General features: G+C 64.0%; 18 protein-coding genes. 10 read left to right on the top strand and 8 right to left on the bottom strand.

What is annotated here, in order from left to right; translation table 11 throughout:
• Positions 1 to 180 precede the first annotated feature (180 nt).
• The 6 genes from P0M12_RS19865 to mnhG are packed head-to-tail and all read left to right on the top strand — an operon-like array spanning position 181 to position 6520.
• A complete protein-coding gene (locus P0M12_RS19865) occupies positions 181 to 3018 on the top strand; it encodes a Na+/H+ antiporter subunit A (protein WP_277376737.1) in 2838 nt (945 codons plus the stop codon).
• Positions 3015 to 3647 carry a Na(+)/H(+) antiporter subunit C gene (locus P0M12_RS19860; RefSeq protein ID WP_003945054.1) on the top strand — a complete coding sequence of 211 codons (633 nt, stop codon included), beginning with the start codon at positions 3015 to 3017 and terminating at the stop codon, positions 3645 to 3647. Before P0M12_RS19865 ends, P0M12_RS19860 begins: the two co-directional genes overlap by 4 nt.
• Entirely contained in the window at positions 3644 to 5344 is a 1701-nt protein-coding gene (locus tag P0M12_RS19855; protein WP_003945059.1) for a Na+/H+ antiporter subunit D, read from the top strand. Before P0M12_RS19860 ends, P0M12_RS19855 begins: the two co-directional genes overlap by 4 nt.
• The gene (locus P0M12_RS19850) at positions 5341 to 5913 is read left to right on the top strand and encodes a Na+/H+ antiporter subunit E (RefSeq protein ID WP_003945063.1); all 573 of its coding nucleotides are present in this window, start codon (positions 5341 to 5343) and stop codon (positions 5911 to 5913) included. The genes P0M12_RS19855 and P0M12_RS19850 overlap by 4 nt, the downstream gene beginning before the upstream one ends.
• Positions 5910 to 6179 (top strand): monovalent cation/H+ antiporter complex subunit F, encoded by a 270-nt coding sequence (locus P0M12_RS19845; protein WP_003945061.1) that lies wholly within the window; start codon positions 5910 to 5912, stop codon positions 6177 to 6179. The genes P0M12_RS19850 and P0M12_RS19845 overlap by 4 nt, the downstream gene beginning before the upstream one ends.
• Complete coding sequence (gene mnhG, locus P0M12_RS19840; RefSeq protein WP_085989592.1) at positions 6179 to 6520, top strand: monovalent cation/H(+) antiporter subunit G; 342 nt, start codon at positions 6179 to 6181, stop codon at positions 6518 to 6520. The genes P0M12_RS19845 and mnhG overlap by 1 nt, the downstream gene beginning before the upstream one ends.
• Here the strand turns inward: mnhG and P0M12_RS19835 are convergent.
• The 5 genes from P0M12_RS19835 to P0M12_RS19815 all read right to left on the bottom strand — a co-directional run bounded on the left by P0M12_RS19835 (position 6486) and on the right by P0M12_RS19815 (position 10973).
• Complete coding sequence (locus P0M12_RS19835; protein ID WP_042926204.1) at positions 6486 to 7853, bottom strand: phosphatase PAP2 family protein; 1368 nt, start codon at positions 7851 to 7853, stop codon at positions 6486 to 6488. The genes mnhG and P0M12_RS19835 overlap by 35 nt on opposite strands.
• A 107-nt stretch (positions 7854 to 7960) precedes the next feature.
• On the bottom strand, positions 7961 to 9085 hold the full coding sequence (locus tag P0M12_RS19830) for a glutamate--cysteine ligase (protein ID WP_003945034.1): 1125 nt from the start codon (positions 9083 to 9085) through the stop codon (positions 7961 to 7963).
• A 90-nt stretch (positions 9086 to 9175) separates the two neighbouring features.
• Positions 9176 to 9877 (bottom strand): superoxide dismutase family protein, encoded by a 702-nt coding sequence (locus P0M12_RS19825; RefSeq protein WP_007730117.1) that lies wholly within the window; start codon positions 9875 to 9877, stop codon positions 9176 to 9178.
• Between the two features lie 95 nt (positions 9878 to 9972).
• On the bottom strand, positions 9973 to 10569 hold the full coding sequence (locus tag P0M12_RS19820; protein WP_158171037.1) for a LytR C-terminal domain-containing protein: 597 nt from the start codon (positions 10567 to 10569) through the stop codon (positions 9973 to 9975).
• Between the two features lie 53 nt (positions 10570 to 10622).
• Positions 10623 to 10973, bottom strand: a complete 351-nt coding sequence (locus P0M12_RS19815; RefSeq protein ID WP_007730120.1) for a DUF3263 domain-containing protein — start codon at positions 10971 to 10973, stop codon at positions 10623 to 10625.
• A gap of 243 nt (positions 10974 to 11216) precedes the next feature.
• Here P0M12_RS19815 and P0M12_RS19810 point away from each other — a divergent pair, with 243 nt between their 5' ends.
• The 3 genes from P0M12_RS19810 to P0M12_RS19800 are packed head-to-tail and all read left to right on the top strand — an operon-like array spanning position 11217 to position 13585.
• Positions 11217 to 11816 (top strand): peptide deformylase, encoded by a 600-nt coding sequence (locus P0M12_RS19810; protein ID WP_003945053.1) that lies wholly within the window; start codon positions 11217 to 11219, stop codon positions 11814 to 11816.
• A gap of 40 nt (positions 11817 to 11856) precedes the next feature.
• On the top strand, positions 11857 to 12768 hold the full coding sequence (locus P0M12_RS19805) for a GNAT family N-acetyltransferase (protein WP_158171036.1): 912 nt from the start codon (positions 11857 to 11859) through the stop codon (positions 12766 to 12768).
• 16 nt (positions 12769 to 12784) lie between these two features.
• Positions 12785 to 13585 (top strand): exodeoxyribonuclease III, encoded by an 801-nt coding sequence (locus tag P0M12_RS19800; RefSeq protein ID WP_054186900.1) that lies wholly within the window; start codon positions 12785 to 12787, stop codon positions 13583 to 13585.
• Between the two features lie 44 nt (positions 13586 to 13629).
• On the opposite strand, the gene P0M12_RS19795 is transcribed toward P0M12_RS19800, so the two are convergent.
• Positions 13630 to 13980 carry a GNAT family N-acetyltransferase gene (locus P0M12_RS19795; RefSeq protein ID WP_003945052.1) on the bottom strand — a complete coding sequence of 117 codons (351 nt, stop codon included), beginning with the start codon at positions 13978 to 13980 and terminating at the stop codon, positions 13630 to 13632.
• Positions 13981 to 14217: 237 nt separating this feature from the next.
• On the opposite strand from P0M12_RS19795, the gene thiD reads away from it, so the two are divergent.
• Complete coding sequence (gene thiD / locus P0M12_RS19790) at positions 14218 to 15060, top strand: bifunctional hydroxymethylpyrimidine kinase/phosphomethylpyrimidine kinase (protein WP_003945044.1); 843 nt, start codon at positions 14218 to 14220, stop codon at positions 15058 to 15060.
• Positions 15061 to 15078: 18 nt separating this feature from the next.
• On the opposite strand, the gene P0M12_RS19785 is transcribed toward thiD, so the two are convergent.
• Together P0M12_RS19785 and P0M12_RS19780 are read right to left on the bottom strand one after the other, a co-directional pair.
• Positions 15079 to 15930 (bottom strand): adenylate/guanylate cyclase domain-containing protein, encoded by an 852-nt coding sequence (locus P0M12_RS19785; RefSeq protein ID WP_007730127.1) that lies wholly within the window; start codon positions 15928 to 15930, stop codon positions 15079 to 15081.
• 113 nt (positions 15931 to 16043) lie between these two features.
• Positions 16044 to 17495, bottom strand: coding sequence for a M20/M25/M40 family metallo-hydrolase (locus P0M12_RS19780; RefSeq protein ID WP_007730129.1), 1452 nt, complete (start codon positions 17493 to 17495; stop codon positions 16044 to 16046).
• Positions 17496 to 17602 lie beyond the last annotated feature (107 nt).

Genomic DNA, 17602 nt, shown 5'->3' with positions numbered 1-17602 from the left:
CTACGTGTATCAGCGAGTGCCGATGATGTCCGAATCGACTCGCTGCACATCGAAACTGCCACGCCCGGTAATATGTACGCAAAGACAACCTCTCCGACAAGGTGAATTGTCTCGTTAATCCGATAGGTTCGATTTTGTTCGGACACCCCGCCGCCCGCTGACAACACGACGGAGTGCCTTTTGCTCGCTATCTTGCTTGCCCATGCCGTTGCCGCCCTCTTGGCTCCGCTTGTGGTGCGCAGGTTAGGGCGAAACGGCTTCTTCCCCCTCGCGATAGTCCCCCTCGCCGGCCTCGGCTGGGTCATCGACAAATGGGGCACCGTCGAGACGCTGCACATCACCTGGGTTCCAGGGCTGTCGATGGACATCGACTTCAGGTTCGACGCGCTTTCGGCCATCATGGCCGTGCTCGTCCTGGGTGTCGGCACGCTCATCCTGGTCTACTGCGCCCGCTATTTCACCGACGACGAACCTCGACTCGGTATCTTCGCCGCCGAGATGGTCGCCTTCGCGGGTGCCATGTTCGGGCTAGTGACCAGCGACAACATGCTGCTTCTCTACGTGTTCTGGGAACTGACGACGGTCCTGTCGTTCCTGCTCGTGGGTCACTACGCCGAACGCGCCACCAGCCGCCGCGCCGCGACCCAGGCACTGCTGGTCACCACCGCGGGTGGTCTGGCGATGTTGGTCGGCATGATCATCCTCGGCCAGGTCGGCGGCAGCTACAACCTGTCCGAACTGGTCGCGAACCCGCCGACGGGGTGGCTCCCGTCCGTCGCGATCGTCCTGATCCTGATCGGTGCGCTCTCCAAATCGGCAATCGTGCCCCTGCACTTCTGGCTTCCCGGTGCAATGGCCGCGCCAACCCCTGTCAGCGGTTATCTTCACGCTGCTGCAATGGTCAAGGCCGGTATCTACCTCGTCGCGCGCCTGGCTCCCGGGTACGCCGATTCGCCGCCGTGGCGCATCACCATCATCAGTTTGGGTCTGCTGTCGATGATCCTCGCCGGTTGGCGAGCCATGCGCGCGTACGACCTCAAACTCGTCCTCGCCTTCGGAACCGTCAGCCAACTCGGCTTCATGATGGTCCTGGTCGGCATCGGCACGCGTGACGCCGCCCTGGCCGGCATGACGATGGTCGTGGCGCACGCGATGTTCAAGGCCGCACTCTTCATGGTCGTTGGCATCATCGATCACACGACCGGTACCCGTGACCTGCGCAAACTTGCTCACCTGGGTAAAGCGGCACCCGCTCTCGCGATCATCGCGAGCCTCGCTGCCGCCAGCATGGCCGGTCTGCCACCGCTACTCGGATTCGTCGGCAAGGAAGCCGCACTCGAATCGGTGCTCGAAACGAACGCGCTCGGCCACTGGCCGTCCATCGCCGTCGTCACGGTGATCGTGTTGGGCTCGATCCTCACCGTCGGCTACAGCGTCCGCTTCATCTGGGGCGCCTTCGGACGTAAGACCCTGAGCAAGCCCAGCCCAGCCGTGAGCAAGATGCACAAGCCGGGTTGGCTGTTCCTGTTCGCGCCCGGCCTGCTCGCTGTTCTCGGTCTGGCCGCCGGCATTCTCTCGCCCCAGCTCGAGAAGCTGCTGACCCCGTACTCCACCACACTGGCCCCCGGACCTCACGCCGACTACCACCTCGCGCTGTGGCACGGATTCAACACTCCGCTGCTGCTCACCTGCATCGTCATCGCCGGCGGCATCGCGCTCTACATCGCGCAGCGTCAGATCAGCCGACTGCACTTCGAGCACCCGCCGCTCGGCAACGCCGACCGTATCTACGACGCGACCCTGCGCGGCATGGACACCATCTCGATGCGCCTGACCGGTGCCACTCAGCGTGGTTCGCTCCCCCGCACACAGTCGACGATTCTCGCGACGCTGGTCGTTGTGCCGCTGTTCCTGCTGATCATCGACACCGATGGCGGCGGAGTCGACCTTCGGATGTGGGATTCACCCATCCAGTTCACTATCGCGCTGATGATGATCTCGGCCGCCATCGCCGCGACGCTGATGCGCAACCGACTCGCCAGCGTCATCCTCGTCGGACTCACCGGCTACGGCTGCGGCGTGTTGTTCGCGCTGCACGGCGCACCCGACCTCGCGCTGACCCAGTTCCTCGTCGAGACACTGACACTGGTGATCTTCGTGCTCGTGCTCCGGAAGTTCCCCGCCGAAGTCGACGAGAGCAAGGCGATCGGCTTCAAGTGGCCGCGTGCCGCACTCGCTGTCGCCGTCGGTATCACCGTCACCACCATCGCGGCCTTCGCGACCAATGCCCGAAACACTCGTCCGATCTACGAGCTGCTTCCCGACGCTGCCTACGACCTGGGCAACGGCAAGAACGTCGTCAATGTCCTACTCGTCGACATCCGCGCATGGGACACCCTCGGTGAGATCTCGGTGCTGCTGGTCGCGGCAACTGGCGTCGCCAGCCTCGTCTTCCGCAACCGCCGGTTCGGTATCGCGCCGCGCGTCGCGGACGCCCCCTCCGTCATCGTCGACAAGGCAGCTGCCAACTCGGACACGACGTGGTTGCGCGGCGGAGACCTCATCGATCCTCGACACCGTTCGCTGGTTCTCGAGGTCACCACGAGGTTGATCTTCCCGACCATCATGGTGTTGTCGATCTACTTCTTCTTCTCCGGTCACAATGCCCCCGGTGGCGGTTTCGCCGGAGGCCTGACGGCGGGCCTGGCGCTGGTACTTCGGTACCTCGCCGGCGGACGCTACGAACTCGGTGAAGCCGTACCCATCGACGCGGGCAAGATTCTCGGCCTCGGTTTGGCGCTGGCCGCGGGCACCGCCCTGGTGTCGCTGTTCCTCGGCGCCCCGGCGCTCTCGTCCGCCGTATTCGAGTTCACACTCCCGCTCATCGGCCACGTCAAACTGGTCACCGCACTGTTCTTCGACCTGGGCGTCTACCTCATCGTGGTCGGCCTGGTCCTGGACGTACTCCGAAGTCTCGGCGCCCGCCTCGACGCAGAAATCGAGGTGAAAGCACCATGAGCGCAAACATCGGAATGCTGATCCTGATCGGCGTCCTCACGTCGGCCGGTGTCTACCTGCTGATCGAACGAAGCATCACTCGGATGCTGCTCGGTCTACTTCTATTCGGCAACGCCATCAACCTCTTGATCCTGACCGTCGGTGGATCGGACGGGAATCCGCCCATCGTCGGCCGAGATTCGGTCCACGAGGAAATAGCGGATCCGCTCGCCCAGGGCATGATCCTGACGGCGATCGTGATCACGATGGGTATCGCCGGCTTCGTTCTGGCACTGGCGTACCGGTCTTACAAGATCAACACCGCCGACGCCGTCGAGGACGATCCCGAGGACACCAAGGTTCTCAAGCGTCGCCTGCCTGCCGACGCTCCCGACCACGACCGCTCCGACGACCCGGTCACCGGTGCCCCGAGCATCGGCGGCGACGCATTCGACAAGGACGGCAACCCTATTCCCCTCGAACAACTGGTCAACCTCGAGGACATCGAATGCTACGACGACCTCCACGACGGCGACTTCGAGGACGAACCGGTACCCGACTGGGCCACCGACCTTGCTCGTAAGAAGGAATCCGAGAAGCGGCGCAAAGACGCTCGCCAGACCAAGATCGAGGGAGGTGGAGGCGCATGACCATCTCGGACAACCTGATGGGAGCCCTTGCGCCCCTGCCCGTCTTGATCCCGATGCTGGCCGCTGCTGCGACGCTGGTCGTCGGCCGACGTCCTCGTTTCCAGCGCGTGATCACACTGATCGCGCTCGTCGGCGTCGTCGCGGTGTCGGGCTTGCTGCTCTACCTCGCCGACCGCGACGGTACGACGGCCGTTCAGGTCGGCGGCTGGGACTCCCCCATCGGCATCACACTCGTGGTCGACCGTCTCTCGGCGATGATGCTCGTGGTCTCGTCGGTGGTGTTGCTCGCCGTCATGATCTACGCGATCGGTCAGGGTATTCGCGACGGCAGCGAGGCCCAGCCGGTCTCGATCTTCCTGCCGACCTATCTCGCATTGACCGCCGGTATCTCCAACGCGTTCCTCGCCGGTGACCTCTTCAACCTGTACGTCGGATTCGAGGTTCTGCTCGCTGCGAGTTTCGTGCTCCTGACGCTCGGTGCCAGCGCCGACCGCGTCCGGGCCGGTGTCTCGTACGTGATGGTCTCGATGGTGTCCTCGCTGATCTTCCTGGCGGGCATCGCCTTCGCCTACGCGGCGACCGGCACCCTCAACATGGCCGACATGGCCCTGCGCTTCGACAACATTCCGCCGGGCACACGAACCGCCATCTTCGCTGTCCTTCTCGTGGCGTTCGGCATCAAGGCCGCGGTCTTCCCGCTGTCTGCGTGGCTACCGGACTCGTATCCGACCGCGCCCGCACCGATCACCGCCGTCTTCGCCGGGTTGCTCACCAAGGTCGGTGTGTACGCGATCATCCGCGCGCATTCACTGCTGTTCCCGCAAGGGGAACTCGACAACGTACTGATGGTGTGCGGCCTGCTCACGATGGTGGTCGGCATCATGGGTGCCATCGCGCAGAGCGACATCAAACGTCTTCTCTCGTTCACACTGGTCAGCCATATCGGTTACATGATCTTCGGTATCGCACTGTCCACGACGTCCGGGCTGTCCGGCGCGATCTACTACGTCGCCCACCACATCATCGTGCAGACGACGCTCTTCCTCGTCGTGGGTCTGATCGAACGACAAGCCGGGTCGTCGTCGCTGCGCCGTCTCGGCGGTCTGGCGGCGGCCAGCCCGATCCTCGCGATCGTCTTCCTGATCCCGGCGCTGAATCTCGGCGGTATCCCGCCGTTCTCGGGCTTCATCGGCAAGGTCGCGCTCCTTCAGGCCGGTGCGGCCGACGCCAGCGCGTTGGCTTGGATCCTCGTTGCCGGCGGCACGATCACCAGCTTGCTGACGCTCTACGCCGTCGCCCGCGTGTGGACCAAGGCTTTCTGGCGAGCCCGGGCCGACGCGCCCGAAGGTGACCTCGCCGACGTCAGCCCGTCAGCGTTGATCGACGAGTCCGAAGAGGACATCGCGTTCGTCGACCGCGAGGATGTCGGCAAGATTCCGCTCTTCATGCTGATTCCGACGGTCGGACTTGTCATCGTCGGTCTGGCACTGACGGTGTTCGCGGGCCGGATCATCGACATCAGCGACAGAGCGGCGAAGGATCTGCAGGACCGGTCCATCTACATCGACGCGGTTCTCGGCAACCACCGGCCCGTGCCGGTCGACGAAGCTCCCGTCGCTGCAGACGACCCCGCAGCCGTTCCGAATACCGAGGCCCCGAACACCGACGTCCCGAATACCGAGGAGGCTCCGCGATGAAACGCGAACAGGTACTCCGCGTCGGGATCCTGCTGTGGCTGATGGTCGTATGGATCCTGTTGTGGGGCAACATCAGTTTCGGCAACATCTTCGGCGGACTCGCCGTCGGCCTGATCATCATGGTCCTGCTTCCCCTCCCCCGCGTACCGGTCGAGGGTCGGGTACATCTGCTGTCGATTCTGCGTCTGTTGTGGATGATCGTGTACTACGCGATCCAGTCGAGTATCCAGGTCGCGTGGCTGGCGATCCGTCCGTCGCCGCCGCCGGTCACCGGAGTTCTGCGGTACCAACTCGGGATCAAGTCCGACCTGGTTCTCACGCTGTGCATCGACGTTCTCAACCTGATCCCCGGCACGATGGTTCTCGAGATCGACCAGAACCGACGCATCGTCTACGTCCACGTGCTCGACGTCGGCTCGCAGAAAGCCGTCAGCGCGTTCTACCGCTCGGTGGAGGACCTCGAGCGGTTGTTCATCGCGTCGTTCGAACGTGATTCGGACTGGCAACCCAGCCCATGGCACCAGCGCGACTACGAATTCGATGCACCCCGGCAGGAGGACCAACCATGAACGGGTTCATCACCACGATCTTGATCATTTCCGGAGTGATTCTGCTGATCGCCGCCGTACTGACCACGTTCCGATTGCTCGACGGTCCGAGCTCACTCGACCGCCTCGTCGCCCTGGACACGATCATCGCGGTCTCGATGTGTGGACTCGCGGTCTGGGCCGCGTACAGCAAAGACACGACCATCGTTCCCGCGATCGTCGCGCTGGCGCTGGTCGGCTTCATCGGTTCCGTGTCCGTCGCGCGCTTCCGGGTGAGTGACCAGTGATCGGCAACATCCTCGACACGATCGGGGCCATCTCCATCTTCCTCGGCGCGCTGCTCGCGCTGACCGCCGCGGTGGGAATCGTTCGCTTCCCCGACACTCTGCGTCGTATGCACGCGGCCACGAAACCTCAGGTGGTCGGACTGATCTTGGTCCTGATGGGCGCCGTGTTCCTGCTTCGTGGGAGCGTCGACATCTGGATGTTGGTCCTGGTGGGCATCTTCACGCTGCTGACGGCGCCCGTGATCGCGCACAGCGTCGGCCGAGTCGCCTACCGCGAACAGCGCGAAGAGGACGACCTCATGAAGATCAACGAGCTGGAAGACCCGGACTCTCTGCTGTAGCGGCATCCCACTCGCCGTCGCGCTCGCCCCACACCGCAAGAGCAGTGCCGGGGCGGGCGAAGAAGGTGGCGAAGTACGCCACCGACATGAGAACCAGGACAGCCATCAGCAGCGGCCCGAAGATCGCCGGGTACTCGGCCATCTGCACCGCAGCGAACCGGTACGAGAGCAACAATCCCGCCAGGAGTGCCGAGCCACCGATCAACAGACGCACTCGGAACCACCCCCAGCCGCGCTCCGGATCCCGTAGCGCCGCATCGAGGGTCAAGCACAGGACGGCACCGGCAATGAGGTCGACGCCGTAGTGGAATCCGAAGCCGAGCGTCGCGGTCAGGGTCGCAACGAGCCAGAACGATCCCAGGCTGCGAATCCACCACGGTCCGCTGCGCGAGTGGATGAACAGCGCGACTGCCCACGCGGTGTGCAGGCTCGGCATGCAGTTTCGCGGTGCGGCGTCGTCGAACGGCAGCGACGACGGTGATGCGAAGTCGAAGTTGGGCACGATGTTCGGCCAGTAGTCACCGATCTGGAATCCGAACCCACGCGGACCGAAGGCGAACACCGGGCCGACCACCGGGAACAGGACGTAGAAGATCGGGCCGATCAGCCCGATGAGCAGGAACGTGCGCAGCAGGTGATGCGACGGCCATCCCTTACGTACTTGATAGAGAGCAACCACGATCACTGCGACCGGCAGTTCGACGTAGATCCAGTCGAGGGCTGCTGCACCGACGGGGCCCATGGCGTCGACGATCTGGCCCATCACCCACGACGGATTCCCGAGAGCCTGGTCGGCGAGGAACACGTACTCGTCCCACACGTCGGTGCCGACGAGAATGGTGATCTCCAGCCACGTCTCGGCAACCTTGGCCGCGATGATGAGCAACGCGCCGAGAGCGACGCCGTGCAGAACGCTGAGTCGACGCTCACCGGACAACTTCCACACCGCGTACACCGCGATGGCCGTCAGCACCCAGGTGCCGCCGGTGCCCATCGTCAGCGGTCCACCCGAGAACCAGCGGATCGCGCCGACGACCACGTCGATCACGACGGCCGCGGATACCGCGTAGATGCGTTCTTTGTTGTTCAGTCCGACGAGCGCGAGAGCGAGGCCCACCCAAGGCATGGTCGCGGAGCGGGGAACGAGGAAGTAGTCACCGAACAGGCTTTCCACCGGACCGAGATAGCCCTTGTACGACGCGAACGCCTGCACGCCCAGGACCAGCACGGTCAATGCTGCTGTGCCGATCAGAAGGAGTCGGTGAGAACTCGACCACGAACGGTCCGACTGTCCGGGTGCGCCCCCTCGTTGGGACCAACTGTCTATCAACACCGGACAATAGTAAACGGCGTGTGAACTGAATATGGACACCCACTGGACAAACGGTTGGTATGCCCGGATTTCCAGTCCGCGAAACAGTCCTTCGCACTGTGAACCTGCTAGGTGCCCAACTCTGCGACCAAGGCGTCGACGACCGCAACCAGATCGCCGCCCGTCGCTTCCGCGACACGACGTTGCCGCTGGTAGGACGCGCCGCGACGGGGAATGTCCGCCACCGACGCCAACTCGTCCGCGCAGCCGAGTGAGACCGCAATCGGCGCCAAGTCGTCGAGCAGGCGATCCAGATCGTCAGTGACGAGGCACTCGTTTGCGTCGGAGTCGAGGATGATCTCGGCGTCCAGTCCGTATCTCGCTGCGCGCCACTTGTTTTCCTTGACGTGCCACGGCTGCATGTTCGGCAGAGTCTCACCGGCACTCAGTCTGCGGTCCAGATCGACGATGAGGCAGTGGACCAGAGCAACGAGAGCACCCAGTTCAGCGCGTGTCGAGACGCCGTCGAACACCCGGACCTCGATGGTTCCCCACTTCGGCGCGGGACGGATGTCCCAGTGCATGCCACCGATCTTGGTGATCACACCGGTCTTCATCTGGTCGTCGATGAACGACTCGTATTCGGCCCAGTTCTCGAACTGGTACGGAAGGCCCGCGGTGGGGAGCTGCTGGAACATCAACGCGCGATTGGACGCATAGCCGGTGTCCACACCGGCCCACATCGGCGAGGACGCCGACAGCGCCAACAGGTGCGGATAGCGCTGCAGCAGTGCGTTGATGATGGGGAAAACGCGATCCGCGGACGAGACACCCACATGAACGTGCACGCCCCAGATCAGCATCTGCCGACCCCACCACTGCGTGCGTTCGATGAGTTCGTCGTAGTCGGGTGTCCGGGTGACCAGCTGCGTCGACCATTGCGCGAACGGGTGCGTGCCCGCGCTGATGAGGTCGACGCCGAGCGGATTCGCAGCGCGGCGAAGCAGATCCAGTGACCTGTCGAGATCACTCATCGCCTCGCCGACCGTCGAATGAATACCCGTGACGAGTTCGACGGTATTTCGCAGTAGTTCCTTGGTGATGTGCGGGGTTTCGGAGCCGGCAAGCTCTTCGACCGCCGAAAACACCTCGGCTGCTGTGTTGGAGAGATCTCTGGTCTTGCGATCGACCAGCGCGATCTCCCACTCCACGCCCAGCGTCGGGCGCGGCGAACCTGGAAATGGAACTACCACGCAGAGAATCCAATCACAGTGTCGGTAAAAACACCGTGCTGGCTACTGCGTGGTAGTCGCCGGAAGTGATGCAAAACTCAGGTGAGTTTGTCAGCTCTTGGTGATGACACCGCAAGCAACGCGTCCGCCGGCGTCACCGGTGTCGAGGGTCTGCTGATCCGGTGCCGGCGCGTAACGCGTCGGGATGTTGCCGAAGTTGTCCGCTCCGGCGTGGATCATGACGGATGTTCCACCGTTTGCGACCAGTTCGTCGACGGTGAATGCATCGGTCGTGGTGACCAGTGTGGCGGTGCCGTCTTCGAGGACCTGAACCGAAGTGAGGTCGCCGCTCGCCGGGTGGCCCGTGTGACCCTCGGCCTGGAAGTGTCCGCCTGCCGAGAGGAAGTTACCCGGCTCTCCGCCGCTGGGGGCAACGGAATTGGTCTCGCACTTGGCGACCTGGTGGACGTGGAATCCGTGGAAGCCGGGGGTGAGGCCCTTGGCGTCGAGGGTGACCTTGACGTCGCTACCTTCCTGCGCGAACGTGACCGTTCCGACCTTGGCGCCGTCGGTGCCGTTCAGCGTTGCGGTGACCGTTTCGGCAGAAGCGCCGGCGTGAGCCGTCTCGGAACCGTGGCCGCCCGCGCTTTCGTGCGCGCTGGGATCGGCTGCACCGGTCCACACCGGAGGAGTCGTGCCGGGGACGCTGCTGGGCTCTTCGCTGTTACTGCAAGCGGTCAAGCCGAAAGCGGCAATCGCGACTACAGGGGCAACGACGCGCCAGGACATACGCCGGGTGCTGCTGGGGGCCATCGAACCGCTCCTTTGAGGTGGCGAGAAAGTGCTTCTGATCATAACGGCGCGTGTAGTAGCTGGAACCGACGGGTCAGTTCCACCTTCACGACCGGTCAGTTGGAGGTCACGATCACGATCACGCCAGGTGACGCGTTCGCGATGCCGGCGAATCGAGGCTCTGCGGCGACTCCGAGTTCAGCCGCGATCTTCTGCGCCGCTGCCTTCTCCGCCGCGGACGATCCGTAATACACCGTCGTCGTACTGACGGTGCCCTCGCTGTAGTTACCCGTCTCCTCGACGTTCCAACCTGCTGCCGTCAATTCCTCGGCGGTGCCTGCTGCCAGACCGGAGACGGTGCTGTTGTTGAGAACTCGAACGCTGACATTCGACGTGTCGGTGCCGCTCGCGGAGCTGGAAGTCGTGGTCGTCGCAGTTCCCGAGGGTCGCGACGTGGTGGTGGTATCGCCCGAAGCGGGTTGCGTCGTCGCTGCCGGCTTGGAAGTGGCAGGTGCCGGCGCGGGGGCGCTCGTCGTGGCAGGCGCCGAGGATTCGGTCTGCTGTGCTGCGGTGTTCTCGTCGCTCGATCCACCGTCGCTCGATCCACCGAGTGAGGCTGCTCCGAGACCGATGAACACGATCGCCAACGCGATCAACACCATGGCGATTGCGCGAAGCGGAGGTCCGGACGGCTGCTCTTTCGGGGTACTCACGATGTCGACCTTATCGCCAGTGCGTGGACAGCCCGATCATATGTACGCGTGATTCAGGTGACCTCGAAGCCGAGGCGACGGGCGGCCCTGGCCTTCTGACGGCTGGCACGCAGACGACGCAGGCGCTTGACCAGCATGGGATCAGCCGCCAAGGATTCGGGGCGATCGACCAAGGCGTTGAGAACCTGGTAGTAGCGGGTTGCCGACATGTCGAACAACTCCTTGATGGCTTCTTCCTTCGCACCGGCGTACTTCCACCACTGACGCTCGAAGGAGAGGATGTCGTGCTCCCGGCGGGTGAGGCCGTCTTCGCCGACCTCGTGCATGCCTGCTGTATCTACTACCGAATCGTCGGCGCCAGTGCCTTCGGACTGGTTCCGACTACGCGCGGTTGCGCCGTCCATGTCACTCCTCGACTGCTGTGCTCGGCGTCAGCGAGACTCGTATGCCCGGTGTTCTTTTCCGACCGAATTCTCGCGGCCGTGAGTTTCTCGGTCCTCTGGCCCGAAGGTAACTCACAATTTCCCCCGCGGCCCACGTTCCGACCGAGCAACGAATTACATCGCTGTTCTTCAGCAACCATTGAACCATGATCGAGTGTGCGGGCCGTGATAACTACGCGGGCGCGCCGCACTATCCTTGTCCGCATGGCTATCCTCCCCATCCGAATCGTCGGCGACCCGGTACTGCACAAGGCGACAGAGCCGGTCACTCAGTCCCCGGCCGAGATCGCCGAACTGATCGCAGACATGTACGAGACGATGGACGCTGCCAACGGCGTCGGTCTGGCGGCCAATCAGGTCGGTGTTCCACTGCGAGTCTTCGTCTACGACTGCCCCGGCGACGACCGCAGCAGCGAGCGTCGACGCGGCGTCGTCGTGAACCCGGTACTCGAGACGTCCGAAATCCCCCAGACGATGCCCGACCCGGACGAAGACTTCGAGGGTTGCCTGTCCGTTCCGGGCGAGCAGTTCCCGACGGGTCGCGCCGATTGGGCGAAGGTCACCGGCACCGACGCCGACGGCAACCCGATCGAGGTCGAGGGCACCGGATTCTTCGCACGGATGCTCCAGCACGAGACCGGGCATCTCGACGGTTTCCTCTACACGGACGTACTCATCGGCCGCAACGCGCGCGCTGCCAAGAAGATCATCAAGCGTTCCGGTTGGGGCAAGCCCGGTCTGACCTGGACGCCGGGGACCGTCGACGATCCGTTCGGTCACGACGACGACGATTACGAAGACTGAGAATTCTGCTCTGAACGGCAACATTTCGATCGGTAGCCGGGTGGTTTTGCGATACAAGCTCCCACCCGGCTATTCGCATCCCATGACCGACGTCATCGGCATCCTCGAGGGCGCCGATCCCATCGCCGTCCGCGCCGGCGACGGTCGGCTGGTCCAGGTCTCCGCCGATCAGGTGATCGCGCTCAAGAGTCTCTCGGCCCGCCCGATTCGCATCGGCGAGATTCGAAACCTCGAAACGGCTGCTGCGGCGGCGTGGCCGGGTGTCGAGCAGGCGTGGATCGACGGTTGGTTGCTGCGCGCCGGTCACGGTGTCACCGGCCGCGCCAATTCGGCTTTGCCGCTCGGTGGTGCGGGGGCGGTTGCCGGCTTCGACGCGAGCACCATCGAGCGGATACGCCAGTGGTTCGGTGACCGCGGCCTGCCGACCCTGCTGCTCCTCCCCGATCGACTCGGCACCGCTCCGGACGGGTGGACCAGCAAGAAGGAAACCATCGTGATGGCCGCCGATCTGGACAATGTCACGCTGCCGCTCGGTCCTCCGGTCACCTCGTTCGCCGACCACCCCAACCACAACTGGCTGTCGATGTACGACGCCCACGGCGATCCGGCGTACGTCGAGGCGGTCCTCACGGCTGTCGTGGGCACTGCAACTTTCGGCGCGATCGGAAACACCGACACGACGCTTGCCATCGGGCGCGCTGCGCTCACCGAGGCACCCGACCACAAACGCTGGGTAGGACTGACCGGCATTCACGTCGCCCCTGAACACCGTCGTCACGGAATCGGGTCGCTGATCTGCGGAGATCTACTCTCCTGGGGTCTCCAGAACGGTGCGACGCACGCGTACCTCCAGGTTTCGGCGGACAACTTCGCGGCGATCGCGCTCTACGAGCAACTCGGATTCGTCGAACACCACCGCTACCGATACGCCACCGATCCTGTCGGCGGCTGACGCTAGGCTTGCCCTCGTGCGCATCGCTACCTGGAACGTCAACTCCGTCCGTGCCCGTACCGACAGGATCATCGACTGGCTCGGTCGATCCGACGTCGACGTCCTGGCAATGCAGGAAACCAAGTGCAAGGACGAGCAGTTTCCGTACGAACGCTTCAAGGAAATCGGCTACGAGGTCGCCCACGTCGGGTTGAGCCAGTGGAACGGTGTCGCCATCGCTTCCCGCGTCGGCTTGGAGGACGTGCAGATCGGATTCGAGGATCAGCCCGGATTCGACAAGGATCCCGAGGCAGACCCGGTCCGCGAGGCACGTGCGATCGGTGCCACCTGCGGCGGTGTGCGGGTGTGGAGCCTGTACGTCCCCAACGGCCGTGAGCTGGAAGACCCGCATTACGCCTACAAGCTGGATTGGCTGGCCAAGCTGCGCGACGACGCGGAGGGCTGGCTCAAGCAGGATCCCGACGCGCAGATCGCCCTGGTCGGCGACTGGAACGTCGCTCCCACGGACGACGACGTGTGGGATCCCGCTTTCTTCGAGGGCAAGACCCACACGTCGGAGCCGGAACGAGCTGCGTTCACCGCCTTCACCGAGTCCGGGTTCGCGGACGTAGTTCGCCCGTACACACCCGGTCCCGGCGTGTACACGTACTGGGATTACACGCAGCTTCGCTTCCCGAAGAAGCAGGGTATGCGAATCGACTTCATCCTCGGCTCACCGGCATTCGCAGCACGCGTCGAGGCGGCCGAGATCGATCGAAACGAGCGAAAAGGCAAGGGCGCCAGCGATCACGCTCCGGTGATCGTGAATCTCGGGTGATCGTGAATCTCGGAGCCTGATCGTCTGTTTGCACCCTCGGGCTTCTAGTCCTCGACGAGCAGTTCCAGATACTCGGGGTGCTCGCCGAGGTACCGCTGAACATAGGTACACACGGGCCGTACCGACCATTCACGTTCACGGGCGCAGTCCATTGCGAACTGCACGAGTACGGCTGCCAGTCCCTGCCCGCCGTACTCCTCTTTGACGACGGTATGCATGTACGCAACCACGTCGCCCGCTTCGGCTCCGCTCCCCGAAATCTCGTCTTCGTCGCGGTATCCGAGGATGCCGACCAACTCGTCGTCGGAGAGCAGTTCGAATCGTTCGTGCGACGGATTGTCCACGAGCGTGACTTCCGGTGAGGTTCCGGTTTTCGAATTTTCGATGTCGTTCATTGCGGCGACCTCCACGGCACGATGTGCACCTGCGCGATCGGCGACAGCTGCGTTCGCACGCTCTCCATAACTGTGATCCATGCCACTCATAGAATCAGCTACCGACGACGCTGTCCCGGGTTCGACCAATTTTTGCACCGGGAACGACCGGATCGCAATCGCAGTTCGCGCCGTCGTTCCCGCGAGAGGTGGGACCGAACTGCCGTTTCCCCAGGTCCGATCGGTAGGCTCGTCGTCGTGAAGCTGCTGCCCCTGACCCCCGCCGGACAGACCCCGATTCGGGCATTGACCATCGCCGGAACCGACTCCGGTGGCGGAGCCGGCATTCAAGCCGATTCCCGCACGATGGCGATGTGCGGAGTGCACGCCTGCGTGGCCGTCGCCGCGGTGACGGTCCAGAATTCGGTGGGAGTCAGCGGATTCCACGAGATTCCGCCGGAGATCGTCGCCGACCAGGTGCGGGTCGTGGTCTCGGACATCGGCGTCGGTGCGGCGAAGACGGGAATGCTCGCGTCGACGACGATCATCGAAGCGGTGGCCGCGGTTGCCGCCGAGGTTGGGATCGGCCGCGACCGTCCGATTCCGCTCGTGGTCGACCCGGTGTGCGCGTCGATGCACGGCGATCCGCTGCTGCACGAAGAAGCTCTCGACGCGGTCCGCAACACCTTGATTCCGGCTGCCACGGTGGTCACTCCGAACCTCGACGAGGTTCGGTTGATCACCGGTATCGAGGTCGTCGACGACAAGAGCGCCCGCCAAGCGGCAGAAGCGCTGCATGCGCTCGGCGCTCAATGGTCCATCGTCAAGGGTGGCCACCTTCGTACTTCGGAGTTGTCCACCGACCTGTTGTTCGACGGCGACCGTTTCCTCGAATTCAGCAGTGCCCGGATCGACACCGGCAACGATCACGGCGGCGGAGACACGCTGGCTGCTGCGATCACTTGCGCTCTCGCACACGGCTATTCCGTTCCGGACGCGGTGGCGTTCGGCAAGGAGTGGGTGACCAAGTGCCTCGAGGCGTCGTACGACCTCGGCGCGGGACACGGTCCGGTGTCCCCGCTCTGGCGGCTCCAGGTCTAGCGCTCGAGGTCCAGGGCGCTAGTTCCGGCGCACGCGCCAGATTCCCAGGTCGACGGGAACCCCGTTGGGCGTCGTGGCGAAAAACCCTCGTCGCCATGGCCGGATCGTGAGATCGAGATCCTCGAGGGTGCCGGCTTCGAGTTCCTCGAGAGTCGTCGCCGACATCATGACGTTTCCGTCGCCGCCCAGGCCCATCATGCGGGCGGCGATGGTCACGTCGACGCCGAGCCAGTCGTCACCGATCTGACGCGGGGTACCAGTGTGTAGGCCGACGCGCATGCGCGGGGTGTATCCGTCGAGATCGACTTCCGCGAGCGCGTCCTGCGCGGTGAACACCGCCTTCAAAGCCGCATCCGGGCGAATGAACACTGCCATCAGACCGTCGCCCATCCGTTTGACGACGTGTCCGCCGTTGTCGGTGATCGGAGTTTCCACGGCCTGCGCCACCGCACGCAGAAGGGTCAGCGTCGCGCCGTCACCGGCTGCGAGCGACCAGGTGGAGAAGCCCACCAGATCGGTGAAGACGATGGTCAGTTCTTGATCGCCACGTCCGCGGCCCATCTTTTCCAGCGCTGCCTGCCACACCTGCAGTGCTCCGAGGCTCACTTCGCGAGTGGCTGCCGGCTTCTGATCGAGCAATCTGTCAGCGACGCGCGCCACGGCGCGCGCACCGCCGGGGCCGGCGAGCGAGAGCGGATCCCCAAACCCTGGATCACCGGGTAGTGCCCGCCTGAGGCGTCGTAGCGCGTCGATGAGCTGCTGCCGACGGTTAAGTTCTGCCGCAGAGTTCAAGACGACGTCGACGACGCCTCGAACCGAGGAGGAAGAAGCACCTGCCGTGTCGGTGTTCTCCGGGGACAGATCAGCCATAACTCAAGCGTAACTCAGAGTTACAGACAGTGTGCTGCCGCCGTTCTCGCACAGTGGCCTCCTGGTCGCTCGCGCAGTCGATCATTCGGTCAGTCGATCATTCGGTCAGTCGATCATTCGGTTCTGGCCTGTGTCCGGGCATCGCCGACGGGAACACCGTTCGGTCCGCTCAAATCCTGGGCATACGTCGCAACTCCGAAGGCTACTGCAGAAGCGTTGGCAGCGAGCGCTTCGCGATCGATGTTCGCGAGGTTGTCCTGGGCACTGTGGTAGTTCGGGTCGAAAGTCTCCTCCGCCTCTCCGCCCCACTTCTCGGCCTGTGCCGGCGTCTTGCGCTCGTCCGCGCCGCTGAACACGCCACCCGCCGGGATCCCGATCTCGATGAACGGGCCGTAGTCGGAGCGCCCGTCGAAGTCCGTTCCGTCCGCCGCAATCCCTCGCCCGGCGAGAAAATCGACGAAGGTGCGCTCGATGCCCGCCGACCCCTCGGGCCCGGGCCCCTCCCCGACGGCATCCGAGTTGTCGCCGTCGTAAGCCAGGTATCCGGCGTTGGGCGAACCGAGCATGTCGAAATTCAGGTACAGGGCGATGTCGGCCCGTTCCTGATCGCTCAGACCCTCGACGTAGCGGGTGGAGCCGACCAATCCCACTTCTTCCGCTCCCCAGAAAGCGAAACGCACGGCATTTTCGATGCTCGGTGAGCTTCCCATCTGCAGCGCGGTTTCCAGCACGGCTGCGGTGCCGCTTCCGTTGTCGTTGATTCCGGGACCTTCCGGCACACTGTCCAGGTGGGCGCCCACGACAACCACGTTGTCGGTCGCGCCGGTCTTGGTCTGTGCAATCACGTTGCGCGACTTCGTCGTTTCCGTCGACGTGTCGAGAATCAGCGTGAGGTCTCCGGGCGCTGCGGCAAGAGCCTCGCCCGACGCCTTACTCACCCCGCCGGTCGGAATGCGGGCGTCTTCGGGTTCACCCAAGGTAGCCCCGCCCAGCATTGCGTCCTCGTTGTTGGCAACCAGCAACGCCGCCGCGCCGCGATCAGCGGCGATCTTCTGCTTGTCGCCGAACGGGCACACTCCACGGGTGACCAGCACGATGGCACCGTTCACGTCGCGGCCGTCGTAGTCGGTGGCCTCGCAACCGGGGGTCTCGTCGGCGGGAATCGCCACCAGACGCGCCGTGATTCCGGTCGGTCCCGTGGAGGTGGAATATGTCAGCGCCCGCACCGGAACATCGGAGCCGTCAGCGGCTTTCAGGGATTCGGTGCCGGGATCGAAGGAGCTGAAGTCGAATTCCGGGGTGCTGACCTCGAAACCCTTGTCTTCGAGCAGGTTTGCCACGTAGTCGACACTGGCGTCATAGCCGGGGGTACCGGCCGATCGATTGCCCTCGTTGTTGGCGGCGATCTTCTCGAGTTGCTCCAGATGCCCGGTCACGGCGTCGACGGTGACGGTCTCGGAGAATGCAACCGGGTCTGTCGGGACGGCCGCTTCACTTCCCGACGCGCATCCACTCACCACGAGTGCTCCAGCCATTGCGACCACAACCACACCGAAGAGTCTCATCTTCGGAGGATATCGGCCGGAGCACAGGAAAGGGACCCAGTACGAATGGTTTTTCGTACTGGGTCCCTACTCTGCTGTCACTCCTTGTTCTCGGTAGGTCTCCCGAC

Source organism: Rhodococcus sp. RCBS9, from assembly GCF_029457415.1.
GTDB lineage: Bacteria > Actinomycetota > Actinomycetes > Mycobacteriales > Mycobacteriaceae > Rhodococcus_F > Rhodococcus_F qingshengii.
Note: the sequence above shows the minus strand (reverse complement) of the source record. Positions and strands in the feature narration are given on the sequence as shown.